The sequence below is a fragment of the Bacillus sp. FDAARGOS_1420 genome (assembly GCF_019344915.1).
Lineage (GTDB): Bacteria > Bacillota > Bacilli > Bacillales > Bacillaceae_G > Bacillus_A > Bacillus_A mycoides.
Map to the genome: position 1 here is coordinate 1,396,845 of NZ_JAHWJB010000002.1, position 16,638 is coordinate 1,413,482.

Below are 16,638 nucleotides of genomic sequence, written 5' to 3' on the forward strand. Positions count from 1 at the left end.
CTTATTTATGAACAAATGGATATTGCTTATAATCTTATTACTACCTCCGATATACATCATTTATATGACGTTTCGAATGAATAAAGTTGCTCGTGAAACATTGAGTAATCACTCTCCATACGTTCTTATATTAGGTGCAAAGTTATTTGGAGATAGACCGTCTTTATCTCTTCAAAATCGTTTGGATATAGCGTTGGAATATTTACATGCTCACCCTGAGGTGAAAGTAATTGTTTCAGGTGGTCAAGGGGAAGATGAAGATATACCGGAAGCTCACAGTATGAGAAACTATTTAATGGTACATGGTATAGATAAGAATCGCATTTTAATTGAAGACCGCTCTACAAATACGTATGAAAATTTAAAGTTTAGTATGGATTTATATGATGTAAAGCATGCGGTAGTTGTAAGTAATACGTATCATTTATATCGAACGAAAATAATTGCAAAGCGTTTAGGGATAAAGATGGAAGCTTTGGCTGCTGAAACACCGAGACGCTCTAAGAAAAAAGCGTATGTGCGTGAATATGCTGCAATTGTGAAAACAATATTGTTCGACCGTTAGAGCTCAAATGAGAGCTCTTTTTTTGTATAATAAAGCGTATCATTTGAAATGAATGCTATATTCCATCAAAATAAAGGAAACAACATGAAAGGAGTTGTGTCTGTGATTCAATTTAATCATGTGTCAAAAGCGTATGAAGATGGCACAAAAGCAGTGGATTCATTGCATTTAGAAATTAAAAAAGGAGAATTTTTTGTTCTCATTGGTCCGAGTGGTTGCGGGAAAACAACGACAATGAAGATGATTAACCGTTTAATTGAAACGACGGAAGGATCAATTTTAATCGATGGAAAAGATATTCAACAATATAACATAAACGAACTACGTTGGAATATAGGGTACGTGTTGCAGCAGATTGCGCTGTTTCCACATATGACAATTGCTGAAAATATTGCAGTTGTCCCTGAAATGAGAAAATGGACCAAAAAGGAAATAAAAGCACGTGTCGATGACTTGCTACAGATGGTTGGGCTCGATCCAGGTGTATATCGTGATCGTATGCCAGATGAATTGTCGGGAGGGCAGAAACAACGTGTTGGTGTCGTACGGGCATTAGCCGCAAACCCGAAAATTGTACTTATGGACGAACCATTTAGTGCGTTAGATCCGTTAAGTAGGGAGCAGCTCCAGAAGGATATCGTACAACTGCAAAAAAAGATTCAAAAAACAATCGTGTTCGTAACGCACGATATGCAAGAGGCTTTATCACTTGGTGATCGTATTTGTGTAATGAAAGAAGGAAAAGTTGTTCAATTAGATACGCCAGAAGGAATTATACATAACCCGAAAAATGAGTTTGTAGAGGAGTTCATTGGAAATCGTGGACGACCTTGGTATGAGGGGAAGAGTATAGAAGAGGTATTGCCGCTAGACGAGGGTATACGAGTTGAAGGGAATGCTTTATCTTTACATTCGTCATTACAAGAAGCACTAGTCCGCTTACAAACTGAAGAGTCAGTGCCGGTTGAAGAGCATGGTCAATATGTTGGAGCGTTAACAAGTCGTCATATTGTCAATTACATTGTTGAACAAATGAAGGAAAGAGGCTAAACAGTGACTGATTTTATTCAAACGTTCCAAGAACGAAAAGTAGAATTGCTAAGTGCATTAAGTGAGCATTTACAAATATCGCTTATTTCACTATTTTTTGCAGTAATTATTGCAGTGCCGCTCGGCATTATATTAACGAGAAAAGAACGAATGGCTGAATTTATTATAGGGACTTCTGCTGTTATGCAGACAGTGCCCTCACTTGCTTTACTTGGACTATTAATTCCGTTAGTAGGAATTGGAAAACTGCCAGCTATAATCGCATTAGTTGTGTATGCACTATTACCTATTTTACGAAATACATATACAGGAATACGGGAATTAGATGAATCACTTATAGAAGCGGCGAGAGCTATGGGGATGAATAGCTGGAAAAGATTATGGAAGGTAGAGCTTCCGCTCGCATTGCCAATTATTATGGCTGGTATTCGTACAGCGATGGTATTAATTGTTGGAACGGCTACATTAGCTGCTTTAATAGGCGCTGGTGGGCTCGGTAAGCTCATATTATTAGGCATAGATCGAAATGACCATGCGCTTATCATTTTAGGGGCCGTACCAGCTGCGTTACTCGCTTTATTCTTTGATATAGTACTTCGCATACTTGAGAGCCCGAAACGCTCTTCTAAGCGCGTTATATTGACGATATGTATAGTTGTAGTAATGATAGCTGCTCCATTTCTTTGGAATACCGAAAAGAAAGACATAGTTATTGCTGGTAAACTTGGATCTGAACCAGAAATATTAATTCAAATGTACAAGCAACTTATTGAACAGGATACAGATTTACAAGTGGAATTAAAGCCAGGCCTTGGAAAAACAGCATTTGTATTTGAAGCGTTAAAATCAGGTGAAGTAGATATATACCCGGAATTTTCAGGTACAGCTTTATCTACTTTCGTGAAAGAAGAACCGAAAAGTACAAATCGTGATGAAGTATATGAACAAGCTCGTATTGGAATGGAAAAGAAATATAATATGGTTATGTTAAAGCCAATGGAGTATAACAATACATACGCACTAGCCATGCCGAAAAAAATAGCAGATCAAAATAACATAAATACAATTTCTGATTTAGGAAAAAGTGCACAGGAAGCTAAAGTAGGATTTACATTAGAATTTGCTGATCGTGAAGATGGTTATAAAGGAATGCAAAAATTATATAACTATAAGTTTTCAAATGTTAAAACGATGGAACCGAAACTGCGCTATAGTGCAATACAATCGGGAGATGTTAATGTAATCGATGCATATTCAACAGATAGTGAATTGGAGCAATATGGTCTTAAAGTGCTAAAAGATGATAAAGGACTATTCCCGCCTTATCAAGGAGCACCATTATTAAGAACAGAGACGTTACAGAAATATCCTGAACTCGAAAAAGTATTAAATAAATTATCTGGAAAGATTACAGATGAAGAAATGAGAAAAATGAATTATGAAGTAAATGTGAATGGGAAAAGTAGCGAAGAAGTCGCAAAACAATTTTTACAAAAAGAGAAGTTACTTCGTTAATTTTACAATAAATATACAATTTTATATGTATGAAATGACCGTTCATTACAAAATGAACGGTTTTTTTTGTGCATACTTATACATTTTTTCAAAAAAGTATTCCATTTTTCTTCATTTTCTTTTAGAATAAGTAATGTTTTCCTGAAAAAATATAAGAGAAACGTCTATTAGAGAAAAAGGTGACTTTAATAGTTGAACGAACATAACACCTAGAATGACAGATGGGGTGGTACAAATAGAAAAGAAGTTAGGATTTTTTCCGTTAATCGCATTAGTAGTTGGAACGATGGTTGGTGGCGGTGTTTTTAGTTTACCGCATGATTTAGCAGTAGGAGCAAATAGTGGTGCAACGATAATTGGTTGGTGTATTACAGCAATGGGAATGATTCCACTTGCGCTCGTATATCAAACGTTAGCAAGACAAAAACCGGAGCTTGAGGGCGGAATCTATAGTTATGCACGAGCTGGATTCGGTGAATATATTGGTTTTAACAGTGCTTGGGGATACTGGCTAGCAGGGATTTTAGGAAATGTTGCAACAATTATGTTACTGTTTAGTACATTAGGTTACTTCTTCCCAATTTTTAAAGGCGGAAATAATGTTGCGTCAATCGTAGGTGCATCACTTTTATTATGGACATTGCATTTTCTAATTTTATTTGGAATTCGTGAAGCTTCCATTATGAATGTTATCGCAACGATTGGGAAATTAGTTCCGATCTTATTATTTATTGTCGTGATGGTAACAGCGTTTCGCTGGGATACATTTACACATGACTTTTGGGGCGAAGGAACTATCTCAGTTTCCTCTGTACTAGGTCAAGTGAAAAATACAATGCTTGTAACCCTTTGGGTGTTCATTGGGGTTGAAGGAGCAGTTGTATTATCAGGAAGAGCTAAAAATAGTAGAGACGTTGGAAAAGCGACAGTACTTGGACTTATTTTAGTAATGTCTATTTATATTTTAATTTCTGTTCTGTCAATGGGAGCCATGACAAGAAAAGAACTTTCAGTATTAGAGACTCCTTCAATGGGACATGTATTAGAACATGTTGTTGGGCCATGGGGTGCAATGGCAATTAATATTGGATTAGTTGCGTCACTTGTAGGTACATTAATTGGCTGGTTTTTACTTGTTTCTGAAATTTCTCACGTAGCAGGAAAAGACGGCGTGTTTCCGAAAGTCTTTACGAAAACAAATAAGAAACAAACGCCGCATATGGCATTGTGGATTTCAAATATCGTTGCCCAAACTATATTTATAATCGTTCTGTTTTCACAATCGACATATCAAATTATGTATTTTATTGCGTCAACATCTATATTACTGCCGTACTTATTATCAGCGCTATTTCAATTGAAATTAGTCATCACGAAAGAGCTGAAAGTTGCGAGAGTAAAAAATGGATTGTTAGCATTAATTGCTTCCCTATACTCTGTATGGCTAATTTATGCAGCTGGTTTAAAGAATTTATTGCTTGTTTCAATCGTATATGGTATTGGGATTCTCGTGTATATGTTTGCAAGAAAAGAAAAAGGGAATCGTTGTTTTTCAGGCAAAGAGCGATATGTGATGTGGGCAATTGTTATTGCAGCTATTACATCACTTTATATGTTACTGACAGGAACTATAAAAATGTAAAAGTCCTTTTAATTTAAAGGGCTTTTTTCCTTGTCTAGAGAATATTTAATACATAAGATATTCAGGAGGGATGAAAATGGAAGAAAAAGAACAGTTGTCTAGAATTATGGATTTAGCTAGTGATTTAAGGAAAGTATTAGTACAAGAATCTTTTTTTAATCATCATCCTGAACTTCGAGGCGTGATTGAAAATTTAGCGAGTTCTGTAGAGAATTTGGCGAGTCTGCAGCAAAATAAAGATGAAAATGCCGAAGATCGATTACGGTACGTACTTGCTAAAATGAAAATCGCTCATAATGCCATTTTACAAGAAAAAAAAGCATTTCCTTCTCATTAATATACGTTTTAATTTTGAACCTGACGGATGACGTCAGGTTTTTTATTTCTAGTTTTAGATTGTAGTTCATACAATAAGAATAGTATGAAAAAAAGAAGGTGACTACGTTGAAATTACATAAAGCTCTTCATCCAAGTTTTATAAAGCGAATGTATTATATGAGGTTTATTGGGAAGTTTGCAAAAGCTGAGGGAGAGAAGAATGGAGAAAATTTCTTTGTACAATGTCTTTCTTCAATACCTTTAACTTTACAAGAGTTATTTCCGACTGGAAAATATTTGTTTGAAGGATTATGCAGTAATAAAAAGAATGAAAAAATCTTTACTGATTTAAAGAAGCATAAATTAGAAAAGCAACTGGTTATGTTTCGTCTTTATTATGATCGTGGAAATTTATTTCTGGAATTAATATGCACAGAAGAGCCTCGGGAAATAGCATCTTCATATAAATTGATTCCTTCACCAAAGGTCTCAAATTATAAAAAGAGAGCGTCTTTGGAACGGAAGTTAAGCAACGGTTATTTATCATTTCTTATGCCTAAATTACCAAAAGACTTTGAGCCTCCAGAATTATTGTGGCATGAAGGAAGGCTATATGGAAATTTATCGTTAAAATCATCAATAAGTTCAATTTCATATTTTGAGCAAAGAAAAGAATGCAAATATATTGAAATAAACGATTGGATGAAACATGTAGAAATAGCAGTAGATGATCATTTATATTTTGTAAGTGAAAATGTGTATGACCAACTAAATAAACGAATTGCTGAAGAAGGTAAGTTAGTTGAAGTAGAAGATATTAAAATGCAAAAGGATGACTGGGAATGGGATGAGCGTGAATCCTCTTTTTTGCAGTATGTACAAAGTATGGTTCGTAATAAAGGGTTATATTTGGATGATACAGATATATATAATTTTCACATTAGTATTAAAACCAATATGTTAACAATTGTTGGTGGTATACCAGGTGTTGGGAAATCACGCTTTGTGCAAGCTTATGCAGAATCACTTGGGTTACGTTATGGGGAAGAATTAATTTGGATTCCGATTTCACCATCGTATCAAGAACCACATGATATTCTCGGTTACCTTCATCCGAATGGTAATTTTATTGAAAGTGAAACGAAGTTAGTTCGGACATTGTTAAAGGCTAAAGAAAATCCAAATCAATTGTATATAATTGTGTTCGATGAAATGAACATGTCACATATTGAGCATTGGTTTACTCCGTTTCTATCCGTTCTTCAACTTGAAAAGAAAAATCGTATTTTGAGTTTGTATGAGAAAGTACAAGAAATAGAAAATCAAATTCCACCTTCAGTGGAAATTGGTGAGAATATTATTTTCGTAGGCACTGTAAATTTTGATGAAACGACGAAAGAGCTTTCCGATCGATTATTAGATCGAACAAATTTGATTACATTACAAAAAATTCCGTTTTGCGAGATGAGTATAGAACATGAGAAAGTTGTTCAGCAACCCCCGTTGAAAGTAACAACGGGAGAATTTCGACTCAATTGGTTTAGGAATAAAGAGATGATCGAAGTGTATACTGAAGAGGAATTAGAGTTATTGGATAAGTTACATGATGTATTATCATCACACGATATATCAAAAGGAATTTCTTTCCGATGTGCAAGCGCAATCGCTACGTATTTGCAAAATATACCGTTCCAAAATAATCAGTCCTATATGATTAGCAGGGAAGAAGGTTTTGATTTGCAAATAAAGCAGCGTGTATTAACGAAATTAAGGGGGACAGAAATGACAGTGGGCCCTCTACTTTTTGAGGAAGCAAAAAGGGGAGCGACATTGATACCACTTTTACAGTCTCCGCTTGCAAATCGTGTATCTACATTTGAACATTCTTTAGCTTATATAAGACAAAAGCGTAGAGAACTGGAGCTGTATGGCTATGCAAAATGAGGAGCCTTATGAAACAGCAATCGTCGATACGAAAGAAACGCTCCCGTTTGTATTGAAGCTAATTATTGGTACTGAGGGGAAAGGCGATTTTATCCTTTTAAACCGGCTTTGTACGTCTACTACAGCATTAGTTCAATGTATTTATAAAGTACAGGAATTAAAACCACTGAAATTACATTTCCATTATCAAAATCCAATGGATATTACATTCATATGGAATAAAGTATATGAGGGACAAAAGAATATAAAAGAGTCACAATATGAATTAAATGAAAAAAAACAAAGAGTATTAGTGTATGAACATGGAAAAACTGAATTTTTTTATCCGTGGCGCTGTGGCTTATACCATTTTGAAGTGCGTATAGAAGATAAAACTTATTATGGTGCGTTTCAAGTGGTTCCTAAAAACTTTTTTGATGACCAATTTGAAATGATTCAAGATTATGTGAAGTCAATTTTGAACGAGTTAATTTTAGATAGAGGTTATTACAAGAAAACTTTCTCAGCACTTAGCGATATTGAAGATTCTTCTTATTTGGTATTGTTAAGAAAGTTGCCACAAAAAATGAAAAGAATAAAACAAATTTTAAAAAAAGTAGAATCGAATGCGGAATTTGTACACGAATATGAATGGGAAACGAAAGCGCGGAAGACAACGAGAAAAACTGCCATTATGACAGAAAGAAAGCTTTATGCGAAATATTACAACCGTAAATTTAAGGAGCAAAAAAATAGTATTGAAAATGCATTTCTTAAATTTAAAATGATGCAATTCTATTATTATTTAATTGAAGCAGAAAGTTTTGTACGTAAAACTATTGAAATACTAGAAGGAGAAAAGAAGAAAAAGTCAGATGAATTTCAAGCTGTTAAAACAATTATTAAAACGATTGAACGAAATGGATCCGTGACGGATAGGGAAAAACAAAAATATAGAAATCTACATTTACTGAAAGAAGCAGATTTACGGAAAAGTTCTGTGAAAATGCAAGAATATAAAATATTAGCTCATATCTTATATGAAAGCGTACAATACTTTCGACATTTATTGTATTCTCCATTTTGGAGGGAAGTTTCTGAAACAGCTACCATTAATTCGAACACTTTATCTATACCGCATCAACAATTAATCCACCATTTAGAATTGTTACCGCAACATACCGAGCAACCTCCATCTTTATTATTCGTATATAAACCAACGTTTTTAGTGTATGAGTATTACGCTTTTTTTATCGTTATTTCTATATTAGAACAAATCGGATTTGAAGATAAGAATCCTATCCGTGAACAAATACAAGAACATTTTTATTTAGACGGATTACAAGATGGAACGACAGTGATTTTACATCGAGATGATATAAAAGTGCATGTCGCGTTTAATGATTTAATTGAAACACACCCTCTTATTGCACTAAGCAAAGGAAGTAATTTTTATAACGGAGAGGACACAAAGAAGCCGGATATTCGTTTAGATTGTTATGTAAAGGAAGAAGAGAAGTATGTATATAAATCTTCTATTATTATCGAAGTGAAATATAGCCCTATGTACAATATTTTTCAGCCTGTAGGTAATACGAAAGCAACGGAGCAAATGTATAAATACTGGTCTATTAAGTATGTAGAAGAACAGAATGGTAAACGAATTTTTAAGCGAAGAGCGATTTATGAAGTGATTTGTGTATATCCAGGTAGCCATATGCATAGTAAAAAAATTGAATCTGGATGTGGAGTGTTTTTACAACTATATCCATATAAAACGAAACAAGGAGAAGAGAAGTTGGCTGGGAAGCATGGGATGATTCAAATTTTTGAGAAATGGTTAAAAAGTAATAAAATGTAAAAGAAATCCTTTTTAATGAAGGATTTCTTTAGGTTAAGAAGAATTATATGCAGTACGGAAAGACACATTATACGGTTCGAACTTGATAGTGATTATCATTTTTTTATTAGAGTAATTGGATCTTTTTATATTTGTAACAGTATTGGGAATTAAGGGTTTTTACATGTGTATGAATGACTAATAAGTAGGAATTTAATTCATTTTGCAGAATATAATAAGACATAAATATTTTTAGTTGCATACGAAGATTTGTTCTTATATGATAGTAAGTGAAAGCGTTATCAAAAACAGAGCGGCGATGGGAAAGGCGGTTAAATATGTTCCAGCGTGTTCAAACAAAGGAAGAGCATTTTTGGTTCGAGCAACTGTGGGGAGATTTTTGTGAAGAAAGAAACTTAATGTTTGTAGAACGTAATTTAAATCCATCACGATGTTTATTAATAGAAGATGAACATCATATTGGTACAGTTGAATGTATTAAGTTTACAGTACCTGAACAATCAAATTCTGAGTTTTTCTATCCGTTTTCTAAAAATGATTTAGTGAAAGATTTGAAAAATGTGTATGAAATAGGAAAGTTAAGTATTGCGAAAACGTCTCGGGGGAGAGGACATTTCAAAAGGCTGGCAGCTATTTTATTTATGCATGCGTTAGAGACGAAAGTGGAATGGTATATTGCAGCAGTTACAAAAAGAATGTATATGTATTTACTTACACTCGGTTTTCCAATCGAACCGATAGATAGTCCATTCCAGTTTCATGATACTTTACAAGGTGTACCAGTGCGAATTCATGCTCGAAAAGGGGCTACACATCTGTATTCTTTGAAAGAATTCCGTGATATTATTCAAGGGAATGCTCATGCGCAGGCACTTATTGCAGAATACAGTAAAAATATTATGTTAACAAAATGAAAATATATGAATATGTATAGTATGAAGAAGAGTTACTTATTACAGGCATCTGTTTTCATACAAAAGGTAGACCCTTATTCTCAGAATAAGGGTCTACAATATTATAGTCCAAATATACTGAAAATCATTTTACGACGCTTCGGTTTCTTTTCTCTTTCATATGTTGGTTTTGCATCAGGAGTAATGTATATTGGTTCTTCTTTTTTTAGGGCAGCTTCTAGTTTTTGAATTCGTTCTAACATTTCCTCTATTTCGCGGCGATGTTGTAAAAGTTGGTATGTAACGACATCATTTGCTTTATCTTGCATTTGTTCTTCCATTCGATCTAGTCTTCTCGTAATTGTGGTAAATTGAGCTGTTAATTGCTCAAAATCATTCGATGATGTGTTTTGAACAATTGTGTTTACTTGAGTTTTTAATTTTTCTACATCATTTGAAGATGGTTTTTGAGTAGTTTGAGAGTTTTGAGGCTGGTCCATTTGAGAGCGATGGTATTCTAGCATTAGATCTAAATCACCTTGTGTGAAAATAAAATGACCATATTTATTTTTTTTAATCGTAAGATTTAATTGTTGTGCAATCCGGACAACAGCCTTTGGGCTAACACCTAATTTCTTTGCGATAAATGGTGTTTTATATTCCAAAATAATCCCTCCTATATATATCCTGTTGAATGATTTCTAGTTATGTAGCAAGTTCCCTTCAGGTGTGACAAAAGAAGTGTGGAATCGGCAAAGAAAGTGTTTTTTCACGAAGTTCAGCTGTTTAGCACATACTATTTATATAAATCATTTTTAGTTATCGGAAAATTGGGCTTATTATAGTTTGACGATAATAAGCTAATTAGATTATCATAATTATAAATATCTTTTTTATGTATGCATATAATATATAAAAAGGTGGTTACTAATGTAGAATTTTATTAGAGTATAAGAATGCTTACTTCACTTGAATAAATTTAAGTAGGAGGTGGCTTCCTTGCTTACACTGTAAGTAAGGAAAAGTATTTGGACATATATAGTATAAGTATAGTGATTGTTTTAATTGCCTTAACGGCATTTTTCGTTGCAGCAGAATTTGCAATTGTTAAAGTGAGGAGTTCACGAATTGACTATTTAATTGCAGAAGGAAATAATCGTGCAATATCTGTCAAAACAATCATTACAAACTTAGACGAATATTTATCAGCTTGTCAATTAGGAATAACTGTTACAGCTCTTGGGATTGGGTGGTCGGGTAAACCTGCGCTAAAGCACATGTTTGATGTGTTGTTTGCAAATTGGAACGTCCCTACTCAACTCGCAGACATTATAGCTATAATTTTAGTGTTTTTGTTTATCACATTTTTCCATGTGGTAGTAGGAGAGTTAGCTCCAAAAACATTTGCGATTCAAAAAGCAGAACAAGTGAGTTTCTTTGTTGCTAAGCCACTCATTTTGTTTTATCGTATTGCATTCCCATTCATTTGGATTTTAAATGGATCAGCTCGGTTAATTACAAAGTTTCTTGGGTTGAAACCACCAAAAGGGCATGATGAAGTGCATTCAGAAGAAGAATTGCGGTTGTTAGTTTCAGAAAGTTATAAAAATGGTGAGATTAATCAATCTGAATATAAGTATGTGAATAAAATATTTGAATTTGATGATCGTATTGCGAAAGAAATAATGGTACCACGAACAGAGATGAATATTTTAAATAAAGAAATGCCTGCTGAAGAGGCTTTACAAAAAATGTCTCATGAAAAATATACGAGGTATCCGGTTGTTGATGGTGATAAGGACCATGTAATAGGCTTTGTGAATTTTAAAGATATATTTACAGATTTTGTGAAGCACCGAGTTGTTAGTGAAAAGACAGTGGAGCAATATATTAGGCCAATTATTTTAGTTATTGAATCTATCCCAATTCATGATCTATTTTTAAAAATGCAAAGAGAAAGAACACATATCGCTATATTAATTGATGAATATGGTGGTACATCAGGTCTTGTAACCGTTGAAGATATTTTAGAAGAAATTGTAGGGGATATTCAAGATGAGTTCGATACTGATGAACAACCGGAAATCCAACAAGTTAGTGAGACGAAAACGATTTTAGAGGGAAAAGTACTTGTTAGTGAAGTGAACGCATTATTAGGTTTGGCTATTGACGACGATGATGTCGATACGATTGGCGGTTGGATCCTAACAAAAAATATTGAGATTTCCGAGGGCGATACCATTGAGATTGAAAATTATAAATTTTGCGTGAAAAAATTAGATGGACACTATATTAAGAGATTAGAAGTAACGAAACCTTCAGAATCGATTGTTATTGTAGGAGATGAAAAAAAGATTTCGCTCCAAGAACAAATTAGTTCGTAAACTCTGCTTTGTAGCAGAGTTTTTTTGAGCAAAATGTTTTTTGATGTATTAGGGCTATGATACAATTACACAAGTCAGACCTTTCACCAGGTGAAATAAATGAAATGTATTATTGTATACATATATTCGGAAGGAGAACCACTATGAAAAAACATTTATATATAAATGGGGTATGGAAATCAGTAGAGACGTATAAACCATTGTATGCACCATATTCTGAAGAAACATTAGCGGAGATTGCGCAAGGTACAGAAGATGATGTTAAGGAAGCAATAGTTTCGGCCAAAAATGCAATGAAAGAAATGAAAAAATTATCCGCATACGACCGTGCAACTATTTTAGAAAAGGTTGCACAAAAAATGGATGAGAGAAGAGAAGAGTTTGCAGAGATTATCGCAAAAGAAGCTGCAAAACCAATTCGTGCTGCACGGGGAGAAGTAGATCGCACTGTTCAAACATATAAGTTTGCAGCTGAAGAAGCGAATATATGGTGAGACGTTACCATTAGATGCTGCACCAGGAGCAGGTGGCCGTATAGCGTATACAATTCGACAACCAATCGGGGTTATTGGTGCTATTACACCGTTTAATTTTCCACTTAATTTAGTAGCACATAAGGTAGGCCCAGCAATTGCGGCTGGAAATACTATTGTGCTAAAGCCTGCCGACCAAACGCCACTTTCTTCGTATGCATTGGTAGAATTATTTGAAGAAGCTGGTTTACCAAAGGGAGCTTTCAATATAATTTCTGGACCTGGATCTGTTGTAGGTGAGGCATTAATAAAAGATGAGAACGTTGCTAGTATTACTTTTACAGGAAGTCCGAAAGTAGGTATTGGAATTAAGGAAAAAGCCGGGTTGAAACGAGTGACGTTAGAATTAGGATCGAACGCTGCAGTAATTATTGATGAAGATGTTGAATTGACAGACGAAATAATTGAACGTGTAAAATGGGGCGCGTTTGTGAATAATGGACAAGTTTGTATTTCAGTACAACGTGTTTTTGTGCATGAACGCAAAATGGAAGAGTTTATTACAAAATTAACGAAAGCAATGGAAAACGTTGTAGTAGGAGATCCGCTTCATGAAGAAACAGATGTATCAGCACTTATTTCAAAAAAAGATGTAGAACGTATAAATTCATGGGTGGAAGAGGCAGTTAAGGAAGGAGCTAATGTTGTATACGGTGGTAACAAACGTGATGCAAGGATTTTTGAACCAACTGTATTAACAAATGTTCCAGATTATGTATCTGTTCAGTGCCAAGAAGTATTTGGTCCACTTATGACTGTAAATACATTTAAAGAATTTGATGAGGCTTTAGAACAAGTAAATAATTCACGTTATGGATTACAAGCAGGTGTATTTACAAACAATCTATGTAAGGCAATGCGTGCAATTGATGAATTAGAAGTCGGTGGTGTCATGATTAATGATATTCCAACGTTCAGAGTAGATCATATGCCTTATGGCGGTGTGAAAGAGAGTGGAACAGGCCGTGAAGGGATTAAATATGCAATAGAAGAAATGACAGAAATGAAATTAGTGTGTATTAAAAAATAAAGTAGATCGAGCTTAAACACCGCAATAAAAAACGAGCAGGAAATGTTTACGATTCCATACTCGTTTTTTATTGTTTGTTTTACGTTTCTCGGAACGATTACATTTAATCAAGTGTACCTTTTACTTCATTTCTTGTTTGAAAATATTATCTTCGACATAAATATGTTCTTTATCTACAGCAGTGCTATGAGAGAGTACTAAACCGATTGGTGTTTCAGTACCTTTATTTTGAACAATTGTAAAAGGAATATTTTTTTCAGTTGCTAATTTAATGTATTTTGATAAATGTGGGTAAGCAATGCTTCCATTTAGGAATAGTTGTAATGATTGAGAAGAACGTATGTTACCCGTTACTTCTGTATACACATTACTTTGCATTACTTGACCGATTGTTAAAGCGATTTCTACACGCTCACGTAATGTAGTTAAGTACATATTACGTTCTTCTGGTTTGTTTTGCTTTTGGCCATATATGCCTTCTTGGAGATAGTCTTCCACATTTTTATTTACCATATTTTTCACACCTTTCACTTCTTATTGTACGCAAGAATTAAAAAGGATGCAAAAAAAGTAGTTTTGAACAGGAAAATAATTAAAAAAATGAGAAGAGAAAAGGGATATATGAATAAAACTTATTTAAATAAGAAAGGAAAAATAAATTTTATCAACAGAAATTAACAAAATGTGACAACAATCTATTAACGAAATGTATTTTTTGTGTTAATATTCAAAATATAAAGGGTATTCGTCGTATGGAAATGGAGGGAATGGAGGTTTTTCCAATCGATAAGGATATTAAAGAAGTATTTTGTTCGCACTTGAAAAACAACAGGCACCAATTCGTAGAGAACTGGAAAAACAAAATGATAATTTCCGAAAAAGATCCATTTAAACAAGAGGTAGTTCAAAATGGAGCGAATTTATTAGAGTTAATTATCGAACTCATTATGGAAGATAAAGACATTAATTATCTTCAGCCATTATGTGAGAAAATTGCCATTGAGCGTGCAGGGGCAGATGCGAATATTGGAGATTTTGTTTACAATGCAAATGTGGGAAGAAATGAACTTTTTGAAGCAATGTGCGAATTGGATGTAAGTGCTCGTGAACTGAAACCGATTATGGCCAAAATACATACTTGTTTTGACAAATTAATTTATTATACCGTTTTAAAATACTCAGAAATTATATCGAGAAATTTAGAAGAAAAACAGCAATATATAAATGAAACACATAAAGAAAGGCTTACGATTCTAGGGCAAATGTCGGCTAGTTTTGTGCATGAATTTCGTAATCCGCTAACTTCGATTATGGGATTTGTAAAGTTATTGAAGACAGATCACCCTAATCTATCATATTTAGATATTATTTCACATGAATTAGATCAATTAAATTTTAGGATTTCGCAATTTTTACTTGTATCGAAAAAAGAAATGTGGAATGAATCTGAACGTTTTTGGGTAAATGACTTATTTCAAGATATTATACAATTCTTATATCCAAGTTTAGTTAATGCAAACGTTTTGATTGAAAAGAATTTGCCGTATCCTATTCCACTCGTTGGTTACCGGAGTGAAGTGAAGCAAGTAGTTTTAAATATTTTAATGAATTCGATTGATGCTCTTGAATCGGTGAAAGAAGAGCGAAAAATTATCATTGATGTATTTGAAGAAGATCAGGCTGTTCGCATTGTTATAAAAAATAATGGACCTATGATTCCAGCAGACAATGTAGAGACCATTTTTGAGCCATTTGTAACTACTAAAAAGCTAGGAACTGGTATTGGACTATTTGTATGTAAACAAATTGTAGAAAAACATAACGGATCCATATTGTGTCGTTCGGATAACGATTGGACAGAATTTCAAATTACGTTTCAAAAGTAAACAGTCTACACCATACGAATGGTGTAGACTGTTTTAATTTGTAAGTATAACGGTCTCTAATTTTGGATCCTCAGTTGAATAACCAACTATTGAAATTGTGTAAATTGTATTTGGTTCAACGTTGAATTTTGGAATGGTTAATAATACTTTTTTTGTATCAGCAAGTGAAACTTCAATATCTGCTGTACCAGGGCTAACTTGTAAAAAATCTGTTATTTGCTTAAAGAGTACATTTTCAAATAAATGATCCCCATCTTTTAAATTTACATTTACAACTGGAGTGTCTGGTGAAAAATGTGCAAACCGTATTTTTGCTTGACCAGATGGTAAATGAGTATTATCAAGAATGGGTTGTAATTGGAGATGATTATCGCTATTGACCGCTGCAAGGGTATAAGTGTGATTCCCCATTATCGGTACTAATGCTGAAAATATTGGAGTTTCGTTTCCGACAGGGACAATATCAATACGGTATTTACCTTGCACTAATGATAAATACGGACTGAATTGTTTAAAAGAAATATTTTTAATAACCTTTTGTCCGTTTATTATAATATCAACTGCTGGTGTATGGGGAGCTGTGTGGAAGATTCTCATATGTGACGGTAAAGTCGCTTCTTGTGAATCTCTCTTTTCATATGCTTGTACAAGTTTTGTAATTGCATCATAGTATTTCATATAGAGTTCTACATATCTTTTAGGATTGCTATATTGATAGTAACGAGCGAGCTGTTCGTAACGTGCAGCTTCTTGGCCGTATTTTTCAATTTCGGATTGAGTCATGAACATTCCTCCTTTATCATCATTACAAATATATGCGAAGCTAGAAAGAGGTTATGCAAAAAACTTGCCTTTCTAGAAAGAAAAGTTAAAATGGGGATTTTTTTATTTATAGGCAAACACACATACAAATCGATAATTGTCCTACATAAATTATAAAGGAAAGGTAGTTTGACTTTGATGGAAGGAGTGGAACCATTGGGATGGGGATATCCCCATAGTTATTTGGAATGAAGTTATGGAGGATTTGGTGCTATA

Annotated in this window: 13 protein-coding genes and 1 pseudogene; 11 read left to right on the top strand and 3 right to left on the bottom strand. The window is 33.9% G+C overall.

Annotated features, from left to right (window positions below; all coding sequences use genetic code 11):
• Positions 1-7 precede the first annotated feature (7 nt).
• From I6L50_RS17470 to I6L50_RS17505, 8 genes are all read left to right on the top strand, one after another.
• Positions 8-565 (top strand): YdcF family protein, encoded by a 558-nt coding sequence (locus I6L50_RS17470; protein ID WP_219302176.1) that lies wholly within the window; start codon positions 8-10, stop codon positions 563-565.
• A gap of 102 nt (positions 566-667) precedes the next feature.
• On the top strand, positions 668-1,615 hold the full coding sequence (locus tag I6L50_RS17475) for an ABC transporter ATP-binding protein (protein ID WP_219302177.1): 948 nt from the start codon (positions 668-670) through the stop codon (positions 1,613-1,615).
• A 3-nt stretch (positions 1,616-1,618) separates the two neighbouring features.
• Entirely contained in the window at positions 1,619-3,130 is a 1,512-nt protein-coding gene (locus I6L50_RS17480) for an ABC transporter permease/substrate-binding protein (RefSeq protein WP_113937798.1), read from the top strand.
• A 214-nt stretch (positions 3,131-3,344) separates the two neighbouring features.
• The gene (locus I6L50_RS17485; RefSeq protein WP_002031795.1) at positions 3,345-4,772 is read left to right on the top strand and encodes a basic amino acid/polyamine antiporter; all 1,428 of its coding nucleotides are present in this window, start codon (positions 3,345-3,347) and stop codon (positions 4,770-4,772) included.
• Between the two features lie 76 nt (positions 4,773-4,848).
• Complete coding sequence (locus I6L50_RS17490; RefSeq protein WP_002085825.1) at positions 4,849-5,109, top strand: hypothetical protein; 261 nt, start codon at positions 4,849-4,851, stop codon at positions 5,107-5,109.
• A gap of 107 nt (positions 5,110-5,216) precedes the next feature.
• Positions 5,217-7,034: an AAA family ATPase gene (locus tag I6L50_RS17495; protein ID WP_002085823.1), complete on the top strand. Its 1,818-nt coding sequence runs from the start codon at positions 5,217-5,219 to the stop codon at positions 7,032-7,034.
• A complete protein-coding gene (locus tag I6L50_RS17500) occupies positions 7,024-8,874 on the top strand; it encodes a hypothetical protein (protein ID WP_219302178.1) in 1,851 nt (616 codons plus the stop codon). The genes I6L50_RS17495 and I6L50_RS17500 overlap by 11 nt, the downstream gene beginning before the upstream one ends.
• Before the next feature lie 317 nt (positions 8,875-9,191).
• Positions 9,192-9,788 carry a hypothetical protein gene (locus tag I6L50_RS17505; protein WP_219302179.1) on the top strand — a complete coding sequence of 199 codons (597 nt, stop codon included), beginning with the start codon at positions 9,192-9,194 and terminating at the stop codon, positions 9,786-9,788.
• Positions 9,789-9,889: 101 nt separating this feature from the next.
• Here the strand turns inward: I6L50_RS17505 and racA are convergent, their stop codons facing one another.
• Positions 9,890-10,432, bottom strand: a complete 543-nt coding sequence (racA, locus tag I6L50_RS17510; RefSeq protein ID WP_002012665.1) for a chromosome-anchoring protein RacA — start codon at positions 10,430-10,432, stop codon at positions 9,890-9,892.
• A 363-nt stretch (positions 10,433-10,795) separates the two neighbouring features.
• On the opposite strand from racA, the gene I6L50_RS17515 reads away from it, so the two are divergent.
• Positions 10,796-12,151 carry a hemolysin family protein gene (locus I6L50_RS17515; RefSeq protein WP_219302180.1) on the top strand — a complete coding sequence of 452 codons (1,356 nt, stop codon included), beginning with the start codon at positions 10,796-10,798 and terminating at the stop codon, positions 12,149-12,151.
• A gap of 143 nt (positions 12,152-12,294) precedes the next feature.
• Positions 12,295-13,714 (top strand): annotated as a pseudogene (locus tag I6L50_RS17520) (aldehyde dehydrogenase family protein).
• A 120-nt stretch (positions 13,715-13,834) separates the two neighbouring features.
• Here I6L50_RS17520 and I6L50_RS17525 read toward each other — a convergent pair.
• Positions 13,835-14,227, bottom strand: coding sequence for a YueI family protein (locus tag I6L50_RS17525; protein ID WP_219302181.1), 393 nt, complete (start codon positions 14,225-14,227; stop codon positions 13,835-13,837).
• Positions 14,228-14,466: 239 nt separating this feature from the next.
• On the opposite strand from I6L50_RS17525, the gene I6L50_RS17530 reads away from it, so the two are divergent.
• Positions 14,467-15,600 carry a BA2291 family sporulation histidine kinase gene (locus tag I6L50_RS17530; protein WP_337460022.1) on the top strand — a complete coding sequence of 378 codons (1,134 nt, stop codon included), beginning with the start codon at positions 14,467-14,469 and terminating at the stop codon, positions 15,598-15,600.
• 33 nt (positions 15,601-15,633) lie between these two features.
• Here I6L50_RS17530 and I6L50_RS17535 read toward each other — a convergent pair whose 3' ends face one another.
• Positions 15,634-16,383: a DUF4397 domain-containing protein gene (locus tag I6L50_RS17535; RefSeq protein ID WP_002012659.1), complete on the bottom strand. Its 750-nt coding sequence runs from the start codon at positions 16,381-16,383 to the stop codon at positions 15,634-15,636.
• Positions 16,384-16,638: the final 255 nt, after the last annotated feature.